The sequence below is a fragment of the Streptomyces sp. CB01249 genome (assembly GCF_001905735.1).
GTDB lineage: Bacteria > Actinomycetota > Actinomycetes > Streptomycetales > Streptomycetaceae > Streptomyces.
This window is the reverse complement of the sequence record NZ_LISW01000003.1, coordinates 399028-418617: the sequence shown is the minus strand read 5'-3', so window position 1 is coordinate 418617 and position 19590 is coordinate 399028. Positions and strand designations below refer to the sequence as shown.

General features: G+C 72.7%; 14 protein-coding genes. 11 read left to right on the top strand and 3 right to left on the bottom strand.

Translation table 11 applies throughout. The features are described from left to right. Positions 1-204 precede the first annotated feature (204 nt). The 5 genes from leuS to AMK18_RS17600 all read left to right on the top strand — a co-directional run bounded on the left by leuS (position 205) and on the right by AMK18_RS17600 (position 8749). Positions 205-3078 carry a leucine--tRNA ligase gene (gene leuS, locus AMK18_RS17620; RefSeq protein WP_073863503.1) on the top strand — a complete coding sequence of 958 codons (2874 nt, stop codon included), beginning with the start codon at positions 205-207 and terminating at the stop codon, positions 3076-3078. Between the two features lie 137 nt (positions 3079-3215). Further along, positions 3216-3932, top strand: a complete 717-nt coding sequence (locus tag AMK18_RS17615; protein WP_073863502.1) for a hypothetical protein — start codon at positions 3216-3218, stop codon at positions 3930-3932. A gap of 158 nt (positions 3933-4090) precedes the next feature. Next, a complete protein-coding gene (locus AMK18_RS17610; protein ID WP_018103231.1) occupies positions 4091-4936 on the top strand; it encodes a DegV family protein in 846 nt (281 codons plus the stop codon). Between the two features lie 496 nt (positions 4937-5432). Further along, positions 5433-6104, top strand: coding sequence for a ComEA family DNA-binding protein (locus tag AMK18_RS17605; RefSeq protein WP_198957040.1), 672 nt, complete (start codon positions 5433-5435; stop codon positions 6102-6104). After that, a complete protein-coding gene (locus tag AMK18_RS17600; protein ID WP_073863501.1) occupies positions 6101-8749 on the top strand; it encodes a ComEC/Rec2 family competence protein in 2649 nt (882 codons plus the stop codon). The genes AMK18_RS17605 and AMK18_RS17600 overlap by 4 nt, the downstream gene beginning before the upstream one ends. A gap of 98 nt (positions 8750-8847) precedes the next feature. Here AMK18_RS17600 and AMK18_RS17595 read toward each other — a convergent pair whose 3' ends face one another. Beyond that, a complete protein-coding gene (locus tag AMK18_RS17595) occupies positions 8848-9303 on the bottom strand; it encodes a pyridoxamine 5'-phosphate oxidase family protein (protein WP_018103234.1) in 456 nt (151 codons plus the stop codon). A 101-nt stretch (positions 9304-9404) separates the two neighbouring features. Between AMK18_RS17595 and AMK18_RS17590 the strand changes: the two genes are divergently transcribed. Then, a complete protein-coding gene (locus tag AMK18_RS17590) occupies positions 9405-10214 on the top strand; it encodes an arylamine N-acetyltransferase family protein (protein ID WP_073863500.1) in 810 nt (269 codons plus the stop codon). A gap of 146 nt (positions 10215-10360) precedes the next feature. Further along, complete coding sequence (locus tag AMK18_RS17585) at positions 10361-11245, top strand: YceI family protein (protein ID WP_073863499.1); 885 nt, start codon at positions 10361-10363, stop codon at positions 11243-11245. 38 nt (positions 11246-11283) lie between these two features. Here AMK18_RS17585 and AMK18_RS17580 read toward each other — a convergent pair whose 3' ends face one another. Then, positions 11284-11529 carry a hypothetical protein gene (locus AMK18_RS17580; RefSeq protein WP_198957026.1) on the bottom strand — a complete coding sequence of 82 codons (246 nt, stop codon included), beginning with the start codon at positions 11527-11529 and terminating at the stop codon, positions 11284-11286. An 83-nt stretch (positions 11530-11612) separates the two neighbouring features. Between AMK18_RS17580 and holA the strand changes: the two genes are divergently transcribed. After that, positions 11613-12608: a DNA polymerase III subunit delta gene (gene holA, locus AMK18_RS17575; protein ID WP_073863497.1), complete on the top strand. Its 996-nt coding sequence runs from the start codon at positions 11613-11615 to the stop codon at positions 12606-12608. A 364-nt stretch (positions 12609-12972) separates the two neighbouring features. Here holA and rpsT read toward each other — a convergent pair whose 3' ends face one another. Further along, positions 12973-13239, bottom strand: coding sequence for a 30S ribosomal protein S20 (rpsT, locus tag AMK18_RS17570; RefSeq protein WP_018103239.1), 267 nt, complete (start codon positions 13237-13239; stop codon positions 12973-12975). A gap of 214 nt (positions 13240-13453) precedes the next feature. Between rpsT and lepA the strand changes: the two genes are divergently transcribed. The 3 genes from lepA (at position 13454) to AMK18_RS17555 (ending at position 19551) form a co-directional block, all read left to right on the top strand. Beyond that, on the top strand, positions 13454-15328 hold the full coding sequence (gene lepA, locus AMK18_RS17565; protein WP_026171536.1) for a translation elongation factor 4: 1875 nt from the start codon (positions 13454-13456) through the stop codon (positions 15326-15328). A gap of 216 nt (positions 15329-15544) precedes the next feature. Further along, positions 15545-17434 (top strand): AMP-dependent synthetase/ligase, encoded by a 1890-nt coding sequence (locus AMK18_RS17560; RefSeq protein WP_073863496.1) that lies wholly within the window; start codon positions 15545-15547, stop codon positions 17432-17434. 224 nt (positions 17435-17658) lie between these two features. Beyond that, positions 17659-19551: an ATP-binding SpoIIE family protein phosphatase gene (locus tag AMK18_RS17555; protein WP_073863495.1), complete on the top strand. Its 1893-nt coding sequence runs from the start codon at positions 17659-17661 to the stop codon at positions 19549-19551. Positions 19552-19590 lie beyond the last annotated feature (39 nt).

Genomic DNA, 19590 nt, shown 5'->3' with positions numbered 1-19590 from the left:
GACCGGCTCGGTGCGGTACCCTGACGCCATGCGTGCCGTAGCCCTTCTGCTTAGCGAGCCGCGCTGATCAGTCCCGACCGGTGAGAACGCCTGGTCGGCATCAGCGCGGCGTCCCCTCCTGTGCGAGGGGATTTTTCGTTTCCAAGGACGTGTGTCCGTAGACGTGGATGCCGGCAGATGACGATCGATGGAGCTTTGAGGATCATGAGCGAGACGAATACCGCAGCGGACGCCGCTGCGCCGCACCGCTACACGGCAGCGATGGCCGCCGACATCGAGGCACGCTGGCAGGACTTCTGGGACGCCGAGGGCACGTACGAGGCGCCCAACCCGACCGGCGACCTGGCGGGCGACCCGGAGCTGGCCGCCAGGCCCAAGAAGTTCATCATGGACATGTTCCCGTACCCCTCGGGCGCCGGGCTGCACGTCGGCCACCCGCTGGGCTACATCGCCACCGACGTCTTCGCCCGCCACCAGCGGATGACCGGGCACAACGTCCTGCACACCCTGGGCTTCGACGCCTTCGGCCTGCCCGCCGAGCAGTACGCCGTGCAGACCGGCACGCACCCGCGGGTCTCCACCGAGGCCAACATCGAGAACATGACGGCGCAGCTGCGCCGGCTGGGCCTGGGCCACGACAAGCGCCGCTCGTTCGCCACGATCGAGTCCGAGTACTACAAGTGGACCCAGTGGATCTTCCTGCAGATCTTCAACTCCTGGTACGACACCGAGGCGGACCGCGCCCGGCCGATCGCCGAGCTGGTCGCCCAGTTCGAGAGCGGCGAGCGCGCCACCCCCGACGGCCGTGACTGGTCCGCGCTGAGCGCCGCCGAACGTGCCGACGTCCTGGGCGAGTACCGGCTGGCCTACGCGTCCGACGCGCCGGTCAACTGGTCGCCCGGCCTGGGCACCGTCCTGGCGAACGAGGAGGTCACCGCCGACGGCCGCTCCGAGCGCGGGAACTTCCCGGTCTTCAAGGCGAAGCTGCGCCAGTGGAACATGCGCATCACCGCCTACGCGGACCGGCTGCTGAACGACCTGGACGGGCTGGACTGGCCCGAGGCGATCAAGCTGCAGCAGCGCAACTGGATCGGCCGCTCCGAGGGCGCGCGGGTCGACTTCCCGGTCGACGGCGCGGGCAGCGTCACCGTCTTCACCACCCGCCAGGACACCCTGTTCGGCGCCACCTACATGGTGCTGGCGCCGGAGCACGAGCTGGTCGAGCGGATCATCCCCGCCGCCTGGCCGGAGGGCACCCACCCGGTCTGGACGGGCGGCCACGCCTCCCCGGCCGAGGCGGTCACCGCGTACCGCAAGCAGGCCGCCGCCAAGTCGGACGTCGAGCGCCAGGCCGAGGCCAAGGACAAGACCGGTGTCTTCACCGGCGCGTACGCCACCAACCCCGTCAGCGGCGAGCAGATCCCGGTCTTCATCGCCGACTACGTCCTGACGGGCTATGGCACCGGCGCGATCATGGCCGTACCGGCGCACGACGCGCGCGACTTCGCGTTCGCGCGCGCCTTCGAGCTGCCGATGCGCTGCGTGGTCGAGCCGTCCGACGACCGCGGCACCGACGCCTCGACGTGGGAGGACGCCTTCGCCTCGTACGACGCGAAGCTGGTCAACTCCGCCAACGACGAGATCTCGCTGAACGGTCTGGGCGTCGCCGACGCCAAGGCCCGCATCACCGAGTGGATGAAGGAGCACGGCGTCGGCGAGGGCACCGTCAACTTCCGGCTGCGCGACTGGCTGTTCAGCCGCCAGCGCTACTGGGGCGAGCCCTTCCCGATCGTGTACGACGAGGAGGGCATCGCCCACCCGCTGCCCGAGTCGATGCTGCCGCTGGAACTGCCCGAGGTGGACGACTACTCGCCGCGCACCTTCGACCCGGACGACGCCGACACCCAGCCCGAGACCCCGCTGTCGCGCAACGCCGAGTGGGTCAACGTCACGCTGGACCTGGGCGACGGGTCCGGCCCGCGGAAGTACCGCCGCGAGACCAACACCATGCCCAACTGGGCCGGTTCCTGCTGGTACGAGCTGCGCTACCTGGACCCGAACAACTCCGAGAAGCTGGTCGACCCGGCCATCGAGGAGTACTGGATGGGCCCGCGCGAGGGGCAGCCGACCGGCGGCGTCGACCTGTACGTGGGCGGTGCCGAGCACGCCGTGCTGCACCTGCTGTACGCGCGCTTCTGGTCCAAGGTGCTGCACGACCTGGGCCACGTCTCCTCCGCCGAGCCGTTCCACAAGCTGTACAACCAGGGCATGATCCAGGCGTTCGTCTACCGGGACAGCCGCGGCATCGCGGTCCCGGCGGCCGAGGTCGAGGAGCGCGACGGGGCGTTCTACCACCAGGGCGAGAAGGTCTCCCGCGTCCTGGGCAAGATGGGCAAGTCCCTGAAGAACGCCGTCACGCCCGACGACGTCTGCGCCGAGTTCGGCGCGGACACACTGCGCCTGTACGAGATGGCCATGGGCCCCCTGGACGTGTCGCGTCCCTGGGACACGCGTGCGGTCGTCGGCCAGTACCGGCTGCTGCAGCGGCTGTGGCGCAACATCGTCGACGAGGAGACCGGCGAGGTCACCGTGGTCGACTCCGAGCCCGGCGAGGACACGCTGCGCGCGCTGCACAAGGCCATCGACGGCGTCGGCGGCGACATGGCGGGCATGCGCTTCAACACGGCGATCGCCAAGGTCACCGAGCTGAACAACCACCTGACCAAGGCGGGCGGCCCGCTGCCCCGCCCGGTCGCCGAGGCCCTGGTACTGCTGGTGGCGCCGCTGGCCCCGCACATCGCCGAGGAGCTGTGGCACCGGCTGGGCCACACGGAGTCGGTCGTGCACCAGGACTTCCCGGTGGCCGACCCGGCGTACGTCGTGGACGAGACCGTGACCTGCGTCGTGCAGGTGAAGGGCAAGGTCAAGGCGCGTCTGGAGATCTCCCCGTCGATCACGGACGAGGAGCTGGAGGCCCTGGCCCTGGCCGACCCGGCCGTCGTCGCCGCGCTGGGCGGCGCGGGCATCCGCAAGGTGATCGTCCGCGCGCCGAAGCTGGTGAACATCGTTCCCGCCTAGTCACCGGCGCGGGTGGGGGCTTTCCCCTACGGGCAGGTTGGGGGTTCCGGCGGAACCCTCAGCCTGCCCGTTCCGTTTACGGTGGAGAGGACCGGTGTACGTGTACCGGAGGCCGTCACACCATCCGAGGGGCGCTCATGGAAGCCGTGATCCTGATCCTGGGGCTGCTCGTCGTCGCCTTCATGGCCCTGGGCGTCTACGCGACGGTCAAGGTGGTCGGGGCGGCCAGGCGCGGCGTGGACCGCACGATCTCGCAGGCGCGCCGCACGGTCGAGGACACCACCCTGCGGGCCAAGAGCTACGGGCAGCTGGGCGTCGGCGGTGAGCTGGCACAGCTGCGGCTCTCGCTGCGCACGTCGATGCGCGCCACCCAGGACGCCCTGCGGGCGGGCGTGGCCGAGGACGCGTCGCTGTCGGAGTCCCTGGGCCTGTTCGACCGGCTCAGCGCGCACGGACTCGAACTGGACGCGGAGCTGAAGGCGCTGGAGCGCGAGCCCGACAAGGCGACGGTGTCCTCGCGGCTGCCGGGCCTGAAGAAGCGCACCGCGGAGATCACCCGATCCGCCGACTCGCTGCGCTGGGCCGCCCGGGACCGGGCCCGCAAGTTCGCCGACGACGAGCTGTCGGCGCTGAACGCGCAGATCGACGTGGAGGCCGGGGCGCTGCGGCACTGGACGACGGCGGACGCGGCGCCGGGTCCGGCGCCGGAGTGGGACGGCGGGGCGGAGGCACCGGCGTCCGACGGTCCGGGCGAGGACCGCCGGACGCCGCCCGAGGCCATCACCGCCCGGGATCCCCGGCAGAGCACCGCCTACCCGTGGCAGAAAGCGGCCCGGCCCGAGACCACCAACTGAGCGGTGTCCGTCCGGCTCGGCGGGCCGGACGGGACGCGCCGGAGAGGCGCGACCGCCCGTGACCGAGGGTGGCAGGATGCGATGCGAAGCGACCGCGACTGATCACTCGTGCGGGGTCGGACTGCCTACCCCGGGCGCCTGCGGGTAACCTCCGGGGCATGTCCCGCCATGTCGCGATCGTCACCGATTCAACGGCCTACCTGCCGCCCGACGCGATGCGGCGGCACGGCATCACGGCGGTGCCGCTGACCGTGGTGCTGGGCGATCAGGCCCTGGAGGAGGGCACCGAGATCTCGGCCCGTTCGCTGGCCCTGGCCCTCCAGAAACGCCGTTCCGTGACGACGTCCCGGCCCAGCCCCGAGGTCTTCGCCGCCACCTACCGGGCGGTCGCGGAGGCCGGTGCGAGCGGCATCGTCTCGCTCCATCTGTCGTCGGAGTTCTCCGGTACGTACGACGCTGCGGTGCTCGCGGCGAAGGACGCCCCGGTGCCGGTGCGCGTGGTCGACACGGGCATGGTCGCGATGGCCCTCGGCTTCTGCGCCCTGTCCGCCGCCGAGACGGCCGAGGCGGGCGGCGGCCTGGACGAGGCGGTGGCGGCGGCCGAGAAGCGCGCCTCGGGCACCGCCGCGTACTTCTACGTCGACACCTTGGACTACCTGCGCCGGGGCGGCCGGATCGGCGCCGCGCAGGCCCTGCTGGGCTCGGCCCTCGCGGTCAAGCCCCTGCTCCAGCTCGACGGCGGCCGGATCGAGCTGCTGGAGAAGGTACGGACGGCCTCGAAGGCCATCGCCCGGCTGGAGGAGATCGTCGCCGAACGCGCGGGCAGCGGACCTGTGGACATCGCGGTGCACCACCTCGCGGCGTCCGAGCGCGCGGAGCGGCTGGCCGAGCGGCTGCGGGAACGTGTCCCCGGCCTCGCGGACCTGCACGTCAGCGAGGTCGGCGCGGTGATCGGAGCGCACACCGGGCCGGGGCTGCTGGGCGCGGTGGTCTCGCCGCGCTGAGGCGCCTGCCGGCCGGTGAACGCGTCGCTCTCCCGGTCGGTGAATACGTCACTCTCCGGAGTGGCCGAGTTATGCACAATGGGCCCGTTGTCCACGGAAATCGCCTGCGCTCAGCGGGATTTGGCGGGGATGCCTAGCGTCCTGGTCCATGGCTTCCCGATCACATCGTGCAACCAGCGGACCCGGCGGACCGGGCGCAGGCCCCGGCCGCGTCCCGGACTCCGACGGGCGCCTGCGACGAGCGGCGCGCCCCGGACCGGGCCGCCGACGCCGGACCACGGCCCGCGCGGAGGCGGTCGCGGCGGCGCGCAGCAGGGCCGACGCGCTGATGGCGGGCGGGTCCGGGGGACGCGTCGCGCGGTGGGGTGTCGGGGTGCCGGTTGTGGCGGCGCCTGTTGAGGAGAACCGTGACGGGGCGGCGCCCGCGAGTGTGGTGGGCGTGGCACCCGTGGGGCGGTGGGCGGCGGCCGTGTTCGCGGTGCGGGAGCGGTTGCCGATGTGGGTGCAGCTCCGATGCGGCCTGGAGCCGAGGACCCTTGCGGCGCTCGCCGTGGTCCTGGTCGCGGCGGCCGTGTTCGCAGGGATGCACTTCTGGTCCGCCCGGCCGGAGGGCGTCCGGGCTCCGGACATGGTGGGGGAGGCGGTGCACGCGCCTGCGCCTGCGCCGGACGAGGACGCGAAGGCGGATCCCGGGGGCGGCGGTCGGCCCGAGCCGTCTCCCGGTCCCGCTGCCGGTCCGGGCGGGCAGATCGTGGTGGACGTCAGCGGGAAGGTGCGGGACCCGGGGCTGCGCCGACTGCCCGCCGGATCGCGGGTGGACGACGCGCTGACGGCGGCGGGCGGGGCGCGGCCCGGGACGGACCTGGCGGGGCTCAACCGGGCCCGGGTGCTGATGGACGGCGAGCAGATCGTGGTGGGTGCCCCGCAGGCCCCGGCCCCGGGGCCCGGCGTGGCTGGTTCCGCCGCTGAGGGGGGCGGGCCGGTGAGCCTGAACTCCGCGACGGCGGAGCAGCTGGAGACGCTGCCGGGCGTCGGCCCCGTCCTGGCCCAGCACATCGTGGACTACCGCACGCAGCACGGAGGCTTCCGGTCCGTGGACGAACTCCGCGAGGTCAACGGGATCGGCGCCCGCCGGTTCGCGGATCTGCAGCCCCGGGTGCGGCCGTGAACGCGGGGGACACGGGGGACGCCCTCGGGGCGTCGGGGCTGCACGCGGCGTCCGATGTCCACGCGGCGTCGGGCAAGCGGTTGGGGCTCTCCGACCCCCGGCAGGAGGGCCCGGCCGACCTCCGGCTCCTCGCCCCGGCAGCGGCGGCCTGGGCGGGCGCCGGACTCGCGGTGGGCGCTCCGGGGCGCTGGGCGGCGATGGGTGTGGTGCTGTGCCTGGGGACGGCGATGGTGCTGCTCGCGGTGGGGCTGCGGCGGTGTCGTGTGGGGGGTGGTGTCGGTGCGCGGGGCGAGGCCGGTGCCTTCAGGGCGCGGGGTGTGGTTGACGCCGACACCGCGTCCGGTGACCGGCGGGCGCGGTGGCGGTTGCGGGGGACCGCTGTCGCGGCGGTGCTGCTCTGTGCGGCGGCCGGGGCGGCGTCCGCCGCTCTGCACGGTGCCGATGCGCGCCGGGGCCCCGTGCCCGGACTGGCCCGGCAGTACGCGCGCGTCCAGGCGGACATCACCCTCACCTCCGATGCCCGGCGCACGTTCCCCCGGGTGCGCGGCGACCACAGCACGCCCGTCTCCCTGCTTCTGGACGCGGAGGTCACCCGGCTGACGCGGTCCGACGGCACGGCCGTACGGCTGCGGACACCGGTCCTGGTCATCGTCCCGCCGGGCGGCGCGGCGGCGGCCTGGCAGCGTCTGCTGCCCTCCACCAGCCTGCGGATCACCGGGCGGCTGGCACCCCCGCTGCACAAGGGCGAACGACTCGCCGCCGTGCTGCGGCCGGACGGCAAGGCCCCGCCCAGGGTGACCGGGCCGCCCAGCCTCCTCCAGCGCACAGCGGGTCGGCTGCGCGCCGGGCTGCGCGAGGCCACCGACGGACTGGGCCCCGACGCGCGGGCGTTGCTGCCGGGCCTGGTCGTCGGCGACACGTCACGGGTCACCCCCGAACTGCACGACGCGTTCCGGGCGACCGACCTCACGCACTTGATGGCTGTCTCCGGATCAAACCTGGGCATTCTGCTCGTTCTGCTCATCGGGCCGCCCGGCCGGGCGCTGCGCGTCGAACGCGGGGGACTGGCGCCCAGGCTCGGGATCTCCCTGCGGATGACCGCACTGCTGGGCGGCGGGCTCACGCTCGCCTTCGTCCTGGTCTGCCGCCCCGAACCGAGTGTGCTGCGGGCCGCCGCGTGCGGGCTGATCACGCTCCTCGCCATCGGAACGGGGCGCCGTCGCACGCTGATCCCCGCGCTGTGCGCCGCCGTGCTGTTGCTGGTGCTCTACGACCCATGGCTGGCGCGAAGTTACGGCTTCGTGCTGTCGGTGCTGGCCACCGGCGCCCTGCTCACCCTCGCCCCGCGCTGGGCCGCCGCGCTGCGCAGGCGCCGGGTGCCGCCCCGGCTGGCGGAGGCGCTGGCCGCCGCGGCCGCCGCGCAGGCGGTGTGCTCGCCCGTGGTGGTGCTGCTCGCCTCCCGGGTGAGTCTGGTGGCGGTCCCGTGCAATCTGCTGGCGGAGTTCGCCGTGGCACCGGCCACGGTCCTCGGGTTCGCCGCGCTGGCCGTGGCGCCGGTGGCGATGCCGGCGGCCGGGCTGCTCGCCAGGGTGGCGGGGTGGCCGACCGCGTGGATCGCCTCGGTGGCCAGGACCGGGGCGGGGTTCCCCGGGGCGGAGACCGACTGGCCCGACGGCCTGTCAGGGTCCGCGCTGCTGGCCGCCGTGATCCTGGTCCTGGTACCGGCCGCGCGCTGGGCAGGGCGGCGGCCCTGGGTCTGCTCGGCCGCCGCGCTGCTGCTGGTTCTCGCGGTGCTCCGGCCGGCGCCGCTGACGCGGGTGCTGACCGGATGGCCGCCGCCCGGCTGGGCGTTCGCCATGTGCGACGTCGGACAGGGGGACGCCCTGGTGCTCGCGGCCGGGCCCGGCTCCGGCGTGGTCGTGGACGCCGGTCCCGATCCCCGGCTCGCCGACCGATGCCTGCGCGAACTGGGTGTCAGCCGCGTCCCGTTGCTCCTGCTCACCCACTTCCACGCCGACCATGTGCGAGGGCTCCCCGGGGTGCTGCGCGGCAGGGCGGTGGGCGCGGTCCAGACGACGACCCTGGACGAGCCGCCGGAGCAGGCCGCGTTCGTCCGGAGGACGGCGGCGGGAGCCGGTGTGCCCGTCGTGCGGGCCGCCCCCGGCGAACGGCGGCGGATCGGCACGCTGGACTGGCAGGTGCTGTGGCCTCCGGGCGAGGCGGGCGCGGTGTCGGCGGGCGCGGCCCCGGCTGCCGGTCCTGTCCCGTACGGCGTTCCGCAGGACCCGAACGACGCCAGCGTCACCCTGTTCGTGCGGACCGGCGGGCTCACCCTGCTGCTGCCCGGTGATCTGGAACCGCCCGCCCAGCAGGCGCTGCTGCTCAGCCATCCGGAGCTGCCCCGGGTGGACGTGCTCAAGGTCGCCCATCACGGTTCCGCGCACCAGGACAGCGCCCTGCTGCGGGCCGTCCGGCCCCGGTTCGCGCTGGTGAGCGTGGGCCGGGACAACCCGTACGGGCACCCGGCGCCCCGGACCGTCGACGCGCTCGCGGCGGAGGGGGCGGTGGTGCTGCGCACCGACAGGGACGGGGCGATCGCGGTGACCGGCGCGGGAAGTGGGCTGCGGGCGGTGGGGCGGTCATGACGGGATACGACGCGAGGCGGCGGGCGACGCGCCCCGCCCCGGACCGGGTGGCAGCCACGGGACCCACGGCAGCCACGATGGCCGCCGGGGCCCCGGCCTCAGACCAGCCAGTGTCCGTCCGTCATCAGGTCGCGGCCGGGCTGCTCGTTGGACTCCCGCCAGGCCCGGACCGCGTACGGGGTGAAGCGGAGGTACACCCAGGCGGGCCGCCCCCGCAGGTCCCAGGAGAACTTCGCGGCGAACGCGTCGCCCGATGCCGGCGGAAGGTCCGTGCCCTCCACCACCTCGCCCGTCGCCTCGATCATGACCACGTCGCGGGTGTGGCCCAGGGCGATGTGGGCCCGGCCGTCGGGTGTCAGGTTGACCGCCGTCGGGTTGGTGCGCCGGGTCGCCATCAGCAAGGTCTCCCCGTCCCACACGAACCACAGCGGCACCAGGGTCGGCGCCCCGTCGGCGGAGGCCGTCGACACCCAGGCGTCCGTGTCCTTCTCCAGGCGTTCGAGTGCGTCCTGCTTGCGCTGTTCACGGCTGCGCGCCGGTTCCGGAAGGGGCATGCCGCGCACGTTATCCGGCGCCCCGACCACGTAACACCGTCGTCGGACCTAGGACCAGTGGCGCATGGCGCGCGGCAGGGGCGGCGGCACAGACTGGCCCCATGGACCCGCAGCTGCCGCAGACCATCGACGCCTACCTGGACCGCATCGGCGCGGTCAGGCCCGCCCGCCCCGACGCCTCGGCGCTGCGTGAACTGCAACTGCGCCACCTCATCGCCGTGCCCTTCGAGAACCTCTCCATCCACCTCGGCGAGGACATCGTGCTGGAGGACGGACCGCTTTTGGACAAGATCGTGGCCCGCGAGCGCGGCGGCTTCTGCTATGAACTCAACGGCGCGTTCGCCGTCCTGCTGCGGGCGCTCGGTTTCCGCGTCACCCTCCTCCAGGCCCGCGTCCACGGCGACGGGGGACGGCTCGGCATCCCGTACGACCATCTGGCGCTGCGCGTCGAAACGGAGGACGGCACCGGACCGTGGCTCGCCGACGTCGGCTTCGGCGACCACGCCCGGCACCCGCTCGCGCTCGACGACCGCGCCGACCAGCAGGACCCGGCCGGCGTCTTCCGGATCGCCCCGGCCGAGGCGGGCGGCGAGGGGCCCGGAGACCTCGACGTCCTTCGCGACGGCAAGCCCCAGCTCCGGTTGGAGCGGCGGCCCAGGGAGCTGGCCGACTTCCGGGCCGGCGCCTGGTACCACCGCACCTCGCCCGACTCCCACTTCACCCGGGCCCCGGTCTGCTCGCGCAGCACGGACGAGGGCCGGATCACCCTCAGCGGCCGCAGGCTCCTCACGACGGTCGGCGGCGAGCGGCACGAGACCCCGCTGGGCAGCGACGACGAGGTGCTGGCGGCCTATCGGGACCACTTCGGACTGCGCCTGGACCGGCTGCCCGGAAAATCGGACCTTCGGTAACACCTGCGCCCAAGCCGTCGCGACCCGCTCTGTTTGCCTCGAACGCCTCAATGGTGGTCGAATCAATGCTCGTCGGCGGGCCGCTGCTCCGACAACGACGTCTGCCCTCCGGCCCGAGGTGAGCGAGTGCCCGGGAGTGTGTGGAGATGTTCGGCCGTTGGTTCGGAAACAAAGGTGCGACGGGTGCCGCTCGGGGCAGCGCCCTGGCCGGACTGGTGGTGCCGGACTCGGCGGGTGTCCTCAGCTGCCGGGTGCTCGACCCGGTCAACGAGCCCGTGACGCAGGCGGAGTTCGTGCTGACGGACCGGGCGGGGCGCAAGGTGGTCGGGGGCGAGACCGACCCGTACGGCAGTGTCATGGCCACGGTTCCGGCGGGGGAGTACCGGCTGGCCGTCACGGCGGAGGGGTTCACCCCCTTCCACGGTTCGGCGACGGTCACCGAGGGCGGCCATGCGAGCCTCGGCGATGTGACCCTGCAGGTTGCCGCGCCGCCGCAGCTGCCGGAGCCGGGCGACTGGGAGATCGAACCGATGCACTCCCAGATCGGTTTCACCGCCCGGCATATCGGGATGGCCCGCATCCACGGCCGGTTCAACACCTTCGCGGGGGCGGTGCGGATCGGCGACCGCATGGAGGACTCGGCGATGCACGTGGTCATCGACGCCGCGTCGATCGACACGAACGTGCAGATGCGCGACGACCACCTGCGCTCCAGCGACTTCCTGGACGTCGGCCGCTACCCGACGCTGGAGTTCTACAGCGACCGCTTTGTGCACCGGGGCGGCACCCGCTGGGGTGTGAGCGGTGCGCTCACGCTGCACGGGGTGAGCCGTACGGTGACCCTCGACACCCAGTACCTCGGGCTGGGCAACGGGATGGAGGGCGAGTCCCGGGCCGCCTGCCGCGCCACCACGCAGCTGCACCGCGAGGACTTCACGCTCACCTGGCAGACGATGCTGGCGCGCGGCATCGCGGTCGTCGGCCCCAGCATCTCCATCGAGATGGACATCCAGATCGTCCCGAAGGGCTGAGTCCCCGTCCCGTGGGGCCGGCCCCGGGGGCGCCGGTCCTACGGCGCCTCCAGCCACCCCTCGTACTCCGCGGCGAACGCGTCGAGCGCCGCCGGGTCGAGACGGTGGTCCGGGTCCTCCACGACGACCAGCCACTGGGCGTCCTCGGCGTCGTCCTCGCCGGCCAGCGCGTCCCGTACGAGCTGCGGTTCGTCGGTGACGCCGAAGCGGTCGGCGAGCTCCTCCGCCGCGTCCTCGGCAGCGTCGCGGTCGGGCAGCACCAGCACGTGTCTCTCATCGCTCACGTGCTCATTCTCGGATACGGGGGAGGGTGCGGCGGACCCGGCCGGAACCGGGCTGTCAGTGGCCCGTGGGATGCTGGACGGCGATGGCCACCAGAAGGAATTCCACCGACGACCCGCTCGCCCCGCTCACGCTCGCCGTGGGGCAGGAGGACCTGCTCCTCGACCGCGCCGTGCAGCAGGTGGTGGCGGCCGCGCGGGCCGCCGACGCCGACACGGACGTCCGGGACCTCACCCCCGACCAGCTCCAGCCGGGCACGCTGGCCGAGCTGACCAGCCCGTCGCTGTTCGCCGAGCGCAAGGTCGTGGTCGTGCGCAACGCGCAGGATCTGAGCGCGGACACGATCAAGGACGTCAAGAGGTATCTGGACGACCCGGTCGAGGAGATCACCCTCGTCCTGCTCCACGCGGGCGGCGCCAAGGGGAAGGGCCTGCTCGACGCGGCCCGCAAGGCGGGGGCCCGCGAGGTGGCGTGCCCGAAGACGACGAAGCCGGCCGAGCGGCTGTCCTTCGTGCGGGGTGAGTTCCGGGCGCTGGGGCGGTCCGCGACGCCCGAGGCGTGCCAGGCGCTGGTCGACTCCATCGGGAGCGACCTGCGGGAGCTGGCGAGCGCGGTGTCGCAGCTCGTCGCGGACATCGAGGGCACGATCGACGAGGCGGTCGTCGGGCGCTACTACACGGGGCGGGCCGAGGCGTCCAGCTTCACGGTCGCCGACCGGGCGGTAGAGGGACGGGCGGCGGAGGCCCTGGAGGCGCTGCGCTGGTCGCTGTCCACGGGCGTGGCTCCCGTTCTGATCACCAGCGCGCTGGCGCAGGGTGTCCGGGCGATCGGCAAGCTGTCCTCGGCGCGCGGGGGGCGGCCGGCGGACCTCGCGCGTGAGCTGGGCATGCCGCCGTGGAAGATCGACCGGGTGCGGCAGCAGATGCGGGGGTGGACGCCGGACGGGGTCGCCGTGGCGCTGCGGGCGGTCGCGGAGGCGGACGCGGGGGTGAAGGGGGGCGGGGACGACCCCGAGTACGCGTTGGAGAAGGCGGTGGTGGCCGTGGCGGGGGCCGCGCGGGGCGGGCGTAGCCCGCGGTAGTTGCGGTGCGGTGGGGGCCGTGCGCCGCGGTTGTCCTCAAGCGCCGGACGGGCTTCGATTGCCGTGCGGGCCGTGGACGAGCCGGTTCAGGTGTCCTCAAGCGCCGGACGGGCTGGGTTTTGGTCGGCCTGGGTTTTGCCGTGCGGGTCGTGGGCGCGCCGGTTCGGGCAATCCGATCGCGGGCGGGCAGGGCTGACGCCCATGCCGAAGGCCCCGCTCCCTGGGGAAAGGGTGGCGGGGCCTCGGGTTCAGATGGGTGCGTCGCACCCGCGTGGCGAACGCAGGTTCGGTGTGCGGCGCGGGGGCCGGGCAGGAGCGGGGTAGAGGGCCCGCTTGATCCGTTCCGGCGTTGGGATCAGATCGCTCAGCCCTGGAGGGTGGCAGCCTTGGAGGCCAGCGCCGACTTCTTGTTGGCGGCGGCGTTCTTGTGGATGACACCCTTCGAGACGGCCTTGTCCAGCTGACGGGACGCGGCGCGCACGGCGACGGTGGCCTTCTCGACGTCGCCGGCGGCGACGGCCTCGCGGGCCTTGCGGATCGCGGTCTTGAGCGACGACTTGACGGCCTTGTTGCGCAGGCGCGCCTTCTCGTTCGTCTTGTTCCGCTTGATCTGGGACTTGATGTTCGCCACGAAAGAGCCTTTTCAGGTTCGTTGGATCTTCGATGTGTGTCCGTGCGGCCCGAGAGCCACATGGCACAGCTGTCCACGGTAGCAGGAGCGGTCCGACCGGCCCAAACCGGTCGCCGCCCCGCAGGCGTGGGACGATGGAGGCTACGTACAGATCCGCCCCGACCCGAACCGACCCGAGACACGGCGTCCGGCGTCTCAAGAATCAGGACCCTGCGTGCCCGCGACTCCTCTCCACGTGCCCGAGCCGAGCCGTACCGACCCGGCGCTGATCCGCAATTTCTGCATCATCGCGCACATCGACCACGGCAAGTCGACCCTTGCCGACCGGATGCTCCAGCTCACCGGGGTGGTCGACCAGCGGCAGATGCGCGCTCAGTACCTCGACCGGATGGACATCGAGCGCGAGCGCGGCATCACCATCAAGTCCCAGGCGGTCCGCCTGCCCTGGGCGCCGACCACCGGTGAGGGCCAGGGCAGCACCCATGTCCTCAACATGATCGACACGCCGGGCCACGTCGACTTCACGTACGAGGTCTCCCGGTCGCTGGCCGCCTGCGAGGGCACGATCCTGCTGGTCGACGCCGCGCAGGGCATCGAGGCCCAGACCCTGGCCAACCTCTACCTGGCGATGGAGAACGACCTCACCATCGTCCCGGTGCTCAACAAGATCGACCTTCCGGCCGCCCAGCCCGAGAAGTTCTCCGAGGAGCTGGCCCACCTCATCGGCTGCCAGCCGGAGGACGTGCTCAAGGTCTCCGCGAAGACCGGCATGGGCGTGGACGCGCTGCTCGACCGCGTCGTCCGGGACGTCCCGGCGCCCGTCGGGAACGCCGACGCGCCCGCCCGCGCGATGATCTTCGACTCGGTCTACGACTCGTACCGGGGCGTCGTCACGTACGTCCGTGTCGTGGACGGCTCGCTCAACAAGCGCGAGCGGATCCGGATGATGTCGACCGGCGCCACCCACGAGCTGCTGGAGATCGGTGTCTCCTCGCCGGAGATGACGCCCTCCGACGGCATCGGCGTCGGCGAGGTCGGCTACATCATCACCGGTGTGAAGGACGTCCGGCAGTCCAAGGTCGGTGACACGATCACCTCGCTGAACAACGGCGCGACCGAGGCCCTGGGCGGCTACAAGGACCCCAAGCCGATGGTGTTCTCCGGGCTCTACCCGCTGGACGGCTCGGACTACCCGGACCTGCGCGAGGCCCTGGACAAGCTCCAGCTCAACGACGCCGCCCTGGTGTACGAGCCGGAGACCTCCGCGGCGCTCGGCTTCGGCTTCCGCGTCGGCTTCCTCGGCCTGCTCCACCTGGACGTGGTCCGCGAGCGGCTGGAGCGCGAGTTCGGCCTCGACCTCATCGCCACCGCGCCCAACGTGGTCTACCGGGTCGAGATGGAGGACGGCAGCGAGCACGTCGTCACCAACCCGAGTGAATTCCCCGAGGGCAAGATCGACAAGGTGCACGAGCCGGTCGTCCGGGCCACGGTCCTGGCGCCCAGCGAGTTCATCGGCGCGATCATGGAGCTGTGCCAGCAGCGCCGCGGCACCCTCCTCGGCATGGACTACCTCTCCGAGGACCGCGTCGAGATCCGCTACACGCTGCCGCTCGCGGAGATCGTCTTCGACTTCTTCGACCAGCTGAAGTCCAAGACCCGGGGTTACGCCTCCCTCGACTACGAGCCCACCGGCGAGCAGTCGGCCCAGCTCGTCAAGGTCGACATCCTGCTGCACGGCGACAAGGTCGACGCGTTCTCCGCGGTCACGCACAAGGACAAGGCGTACGCGTACGGTGTACGCCTCGTCGCCAAGCTGCAGAAGCTCATCCCCCGGCAGAACTTCGAGGTGCCGATCCAGGCGGCCATCGGCTCCCGGGTCATCGCCCGCGAGACCGTCCGCGCCATCCGCAAGGACGTCCTCGCCAAGTGCTACGGCGGCGACATCTCCCGTAAGCGCAAGCTGCTGGAGAAGCAGAAGGAAGGCAAGAAGCGGATGAAGATGGTCGGCAACGTGGAGGTGCCGCAGGACGCGTTCATCTCCGTGCTGTCGACCGACGAGTCCGCCGGGGACGGCAAGGCCAAGAAGTAGTCCGGGCAGGACAGGACAGGCGGCCCCCGTATCGCAGCACGCTGCGGTGCGGGGGCCCGTTCGTTATCAAGCGGCGTCCGATTGCCCCTTACGCGGGGCGCGCGGGCGCTCTACCCTGATCACGACTTCTTAGTTACTCGCCAGTTAAGCAAGCGGGATCGCAGCACGTAGACGCAGACAGCAGCAAGCACCATCGCCGCAGGCCCGGAGGATGTCGTGAGCGACACACAGACCATGATCGATAACCGTCCGCCCTCCGTGGCGACCCTCTTCATCGACCGGGTGGCGGCCACCCCGGACGGGGAGGCGTACCGCTACCCGGTGCCCGCGGCCGGCGGCGAGGGCCCCGACGAGTGGAAGTCGCTGAGCTGGGCGCAGGCCGCCGAGCGGGTGTACGCCGTCGCCGCCGGGCTCATCGCGCTCGGCGTGAACCCGGAGGAGCGCGTCGCGCTCGCCTCCTCCACCCGGGTCGAGTGGATCCTCGTCGACCTCGGCGTCATGTGCGCGGGCGCCGCGACCACCACGGTCTACCCCTCCACCAACGCCGAGGAGTCGGCGTTCATCCTCGCCGACTCCGAGAGCCGGGTCCTGATCGCCGAGGACGCCGTCCAGCTGGCCAAGGCCCGCGAGCGCCGCGCCGAGCTTCCGAACCTCGCCCATGTCGTGGTCATCGACGCGGAGGGCGCAGGACCGGCCGAGGGCGACCCCGAGGGCTGGGTGCTCACCCTGGCCGAGCTGGAGGCCCTGGGCGCCGAGCACCTGGCGAAGAACCCGGAGGCGGTCCGCGAGCGCGTCGACGCCATCACCTCCGAGCAGCTGGCGACCCTCATCTACACCTCGGGCACCACCGGCCGTCCCAAGGGCGTACGGCTGCCGCACGACAACTGGTCGTACATGGCCAAGGCCACCGTCTCCACGGGCCTGATCACCAAGGACGACGTCCAGTACCTCTGGCTGCCGCTCGCCCACGTCTTCGGCAAGGTCCTCACCTCCGGGCAGATCGAGGTCGGCCACGTCACCGCGGTCGACGGCCGCGTCGACAAGATCATCGAGAACCTGCCGGTCGTCCAGCCGACCTACATGGCCGCCGTGCCGCGCATCTTCGAGAAGGTCTACAACGGGGTCGCGGCCAAGGCGCGCGCGGGCGGCGGGGCCAAGTACAAGATCTTCCAGTGGGCGGCCGGTGTCGCCCGCGAGTACGCCAAGGTCTCCCAGGACAACTTCCGGCGCACCGGCAAGGCGTCCGTGCCCTTCGCGCTCGGCAGCAAGCACAAGGTCGCCGACGCGCTGGTCTTCGCCAAGATCCGCGAGGCGTTCGGCGGCCGGCTCCGCGCCTGTGTTTCCGGCTCCGCCGCGCTCGCCCCCGACATCGGGCTCTTCTTCTCCGGCGCCGGCATCCACATCCTGGAGGGCTACGGCCTCACCGAGTCCAGCGCCGCCTCCTTCGTCAACCCCGGCGAGAGCTACCGCACCGGCACGGTCGGCAAGCCGCTCCCCGGCACCGAGGTGCGGATCGCCGACGACGGCGAGATCCTGCTGCGCGGCCCCGGCATCATGCAGGGCTACCAGGGGCTGCCGGACAAGACCGCCGATGTGCTGGAGGCCGACGGCTGGTTCCACACCGGCGACATCGGCGAGCTCTCCGTGGACGGCTACCTCCGGATCACCGACCGCAAGAAGGACCTGATCAAGACGTCGGGCGGCAAGTACATCGCGCCCGCCGAGGTCGAGGGCCAGTTCAAGGCCGTCTGCCCGTTCGTCTCCAACATCCTGGTGCACGGCGCGGACCGTAACTTCTGCACCGCGCTGATCGCCCTGGACGAGCCCACCATCCTCGGCTGGGCCGCCGAGAACGGCATGGAGGGCAAGTCGTACGCGGACGTCGTGGCCTCCCCGAAGACCGTCGAGCTCATCGACGGCTACGTGAAGCGGCTCAACGAGGGCCTTCAGCGCTGGCAGACCATCAAGAAGTTCCGGCTGCTCCCGCGTGACCTCGACATCGAGCACGGCGAGGTCACGCCCAGCCTCAAGCTGAAGCGGCCGGTCGTGGAGCGCACCTACAAGGACCTGATCGAGGAGATGTACGCGGGCTCCCGCGAAGCCTGACCGGCGCCCGCGGCACCTCCGTACGCCCCCCCCGAAAGCCCCCCGCGCACACCGGCGCGGGGGGCCGGCGCGTTCTTGATCGCAACGTCTTGACCACCCACTTCGGTAACTCGGCGCGTATGTGAAGGGCCGATCTGTCACTCTGTCCGTGTCGTCAGCGGCGCACCACGGAGAAACAGGCAGAGCGAGAACAGGTCAGGAGCCGCCCTGTGGGGTCCATTCCCTTGCAGCGGGACATCGTGCAGCGTCCCGGAACCACCGCCGCCACAGGCTCACAGCCGGTCGCCCGGACCAGCCTGCCCGGCAACCTCCTCGCGCCCGCGGCGGCCCGGAGGTTCGTCACCGCCGCGCTGGACGAGTGGACCGGGCTGGGACTGCCCGCCGCGGTCGGGTTCAGCGAGCGGCTGTCCGATGACGCCGCGATGATCGTCAGCGAGCTGGTGACCAACGCCGTCGTCCACGCGGGCACCGCGGTCGAACTCCTCTTCCGGCTGGAGGAGGCCACCGAGGACGAGCAGTCCGCCCTGGTCCTGGAGGTCTCCGACCACCACCCCGGCCGCACGGTCCGCGGCGACCACGCACACAGCTCCGAGGGCGTGGGCGAGCCCGCCGACTACGGGCGCGGCCTGGACATCGTCGCCGCCCTCGCCGAGCGCTGGGGCATCACCTACCGCACCGGTACGAAGACCGTCTGGGCCCGGCTCCCCGTGGACGACTGGAACCCGTTCCCCGAGGGGCGCGGCGAGACCGGGCTCGACCGCGGCCTGCGCGCCGCCGAGCTGCTCGCCCCCTCCGCCCGGCGCACCGGCCGCGACGACGGGGACTGGGCCGGGCGCGGCGCGCTGTCCTTCCTCGCCGAGGCGTCCGACCTGCTGGCCGGGCAGCTGGACGAGGACATCGTGGCGGCCCTCGCCGGTCAGTTACTCGTCCCCCGCCTCGCCGACTGGTGCGCGATCTGGCTGGAGCCCGAGAGCGGCGGCCCCGCGGCCGTCCCCCGCCTCGCCAAGGTCTGGCACGTGGACGAGGAGCACATCGGGACGCTGCGCGCCCTGCTGGAGGGCGACCCGCTCCGGCTCCCCGAGCGCGTCGGCACCGGCGCCGTCACCATGCCGTGGCCCGGCAGCGCGGAGGACGGCGAGCCGCCGGACGAGCAGGAGGGCGTCGCCTTCGCCTACCGGATCACCTCGGGCGGCCGCACCCTCGGAGCCGTACTCCTGGGCCGCGAGTCCACCGACCGGCTGCCCGACGAGCTGACGGCCCTCATCGAGGACTTCGTGCGCCGGGTCGGCCTCGCCGTGGGCGCCGCCCGCGCCTACACCCGGCAGGCCACCATCAGCCGCATCCTCCAGCGCGGGCTGCTGCCCAGCAAGGTCGCCCAAATACCGGGGGTGGCCAGCTCCCTCGTCTACGAACCGAGCGACGACGGCGTCGTGGGCGGTGACTTCTACGACATCTTCCCGTGCCCCGGCGACCGCTGGTGCTTCGTCCTCGGCGACGTCCAGGGCAGCGGCCCCGAGGCCGCCGTCGTCACCGGCCTGGCGCGCCCCTGGCTGCGGCTGCTGGCCCGCGAGGGCTTCCAGGCCGACGAGGTCCTGGTCCGGCTCAACCGGCTGCTCCTGGACGACGCCATGGAGGCCGCCGAGGCCGCCGCGCTCATGGTCGCCGCCGCCGGGGGCCAGCACTCCGCGGACAACGGCGGGCAGTCCCGCTTCCTGTCCCTGCTGTACGGGGAGCTGGTGCCGCTGCCCGGGGGCGGCGCCCGCTGCACCCTGGCCAGCGCCGGGCACCCGCTGCCGCTGCTGCTGCGCCCGGACGGCACCGTGCGCCCCGCCGCCGAGCCGCAGCTGCTGCTCGGGCTGCTGGACGACGCCGTCTACGAGACCCAGAGCTTCGACCTGGCACCCGGCGACAGCCTGCTCTGCGTCACCGACGGGGTCACGGAGCGGCGCTCGGGCGGCCTGATGTTCGATGACGGGGACGGGCTGGCGAAGGCGCTGTCGGGGTGCGCGGGGCTGAGTGCGGAGGGGATCGCGGAGCGCATCAAGCACGCCGTGCACGACTTCGCCGAGCGGCCGCCGGACGACGACCTGGCGCTCCTGGTGCTCCAGGCCGAGTAGCGCCGGTCCGGGGCATGGCGTCCGTTTGCCGGGCGGCGC

Coding starts and splice junctions, on each gene's coding strand:
- leuS (WP_073863503.1), top strand. CDS start 205: ATGAGCGAGACGAATACCGCAGCGGACGCCGCTGCGCCGCACCGCTAC.
- AMK18_RS17615 (WP_073863502.1), top strand. CDS start 3,216: ATGGAAGCCGTGATCCTGATCCTGGGGCTGCTCGTCGTCGCCTTCATG.
- AMK18_RS17610 (WP_018103231.1), top strand. CDS start 4,091: ATGTCCCGCCATGTCGCGATCGTCACCGATTCAACGGCCTACCTGCCG.
- AMK18_RS17605 (WP_198957040.1), top strand. CDS start 5,433: ATGTGGGTGCAGCTCCGATGCGGCCTGGAGCCGAGGACCCTTGCGGCG.
- AMK18_RS17595 (WP_018103234.1), bottom strand. CDS start 9,303: ATGCCCCTTCCGGAACCGGCGCGCAGCCGTGAACAGCGCAAGCAGGAC.
- AMK18_RS17590 (WP_073863500.1), top strand. CDS start 9,405: ATGGACCCGCAGCTGCCGCAGACCATCGACGCCTACCTGGACCGCATC.
- AMK18_RS17585 (WP_073863499.1), top strand. CDS start 10,361: ATGTTCGGCCGTTGGTTCGGAAACAAAGGTGCGACGGGTGCCGCTCGG.
- holA (WP_073863497.1), top strand. CDS start 11,613: ATGGCCACCAGAAGGAATTCCACCGACGACCCGCTCGCCCCGCTCACG.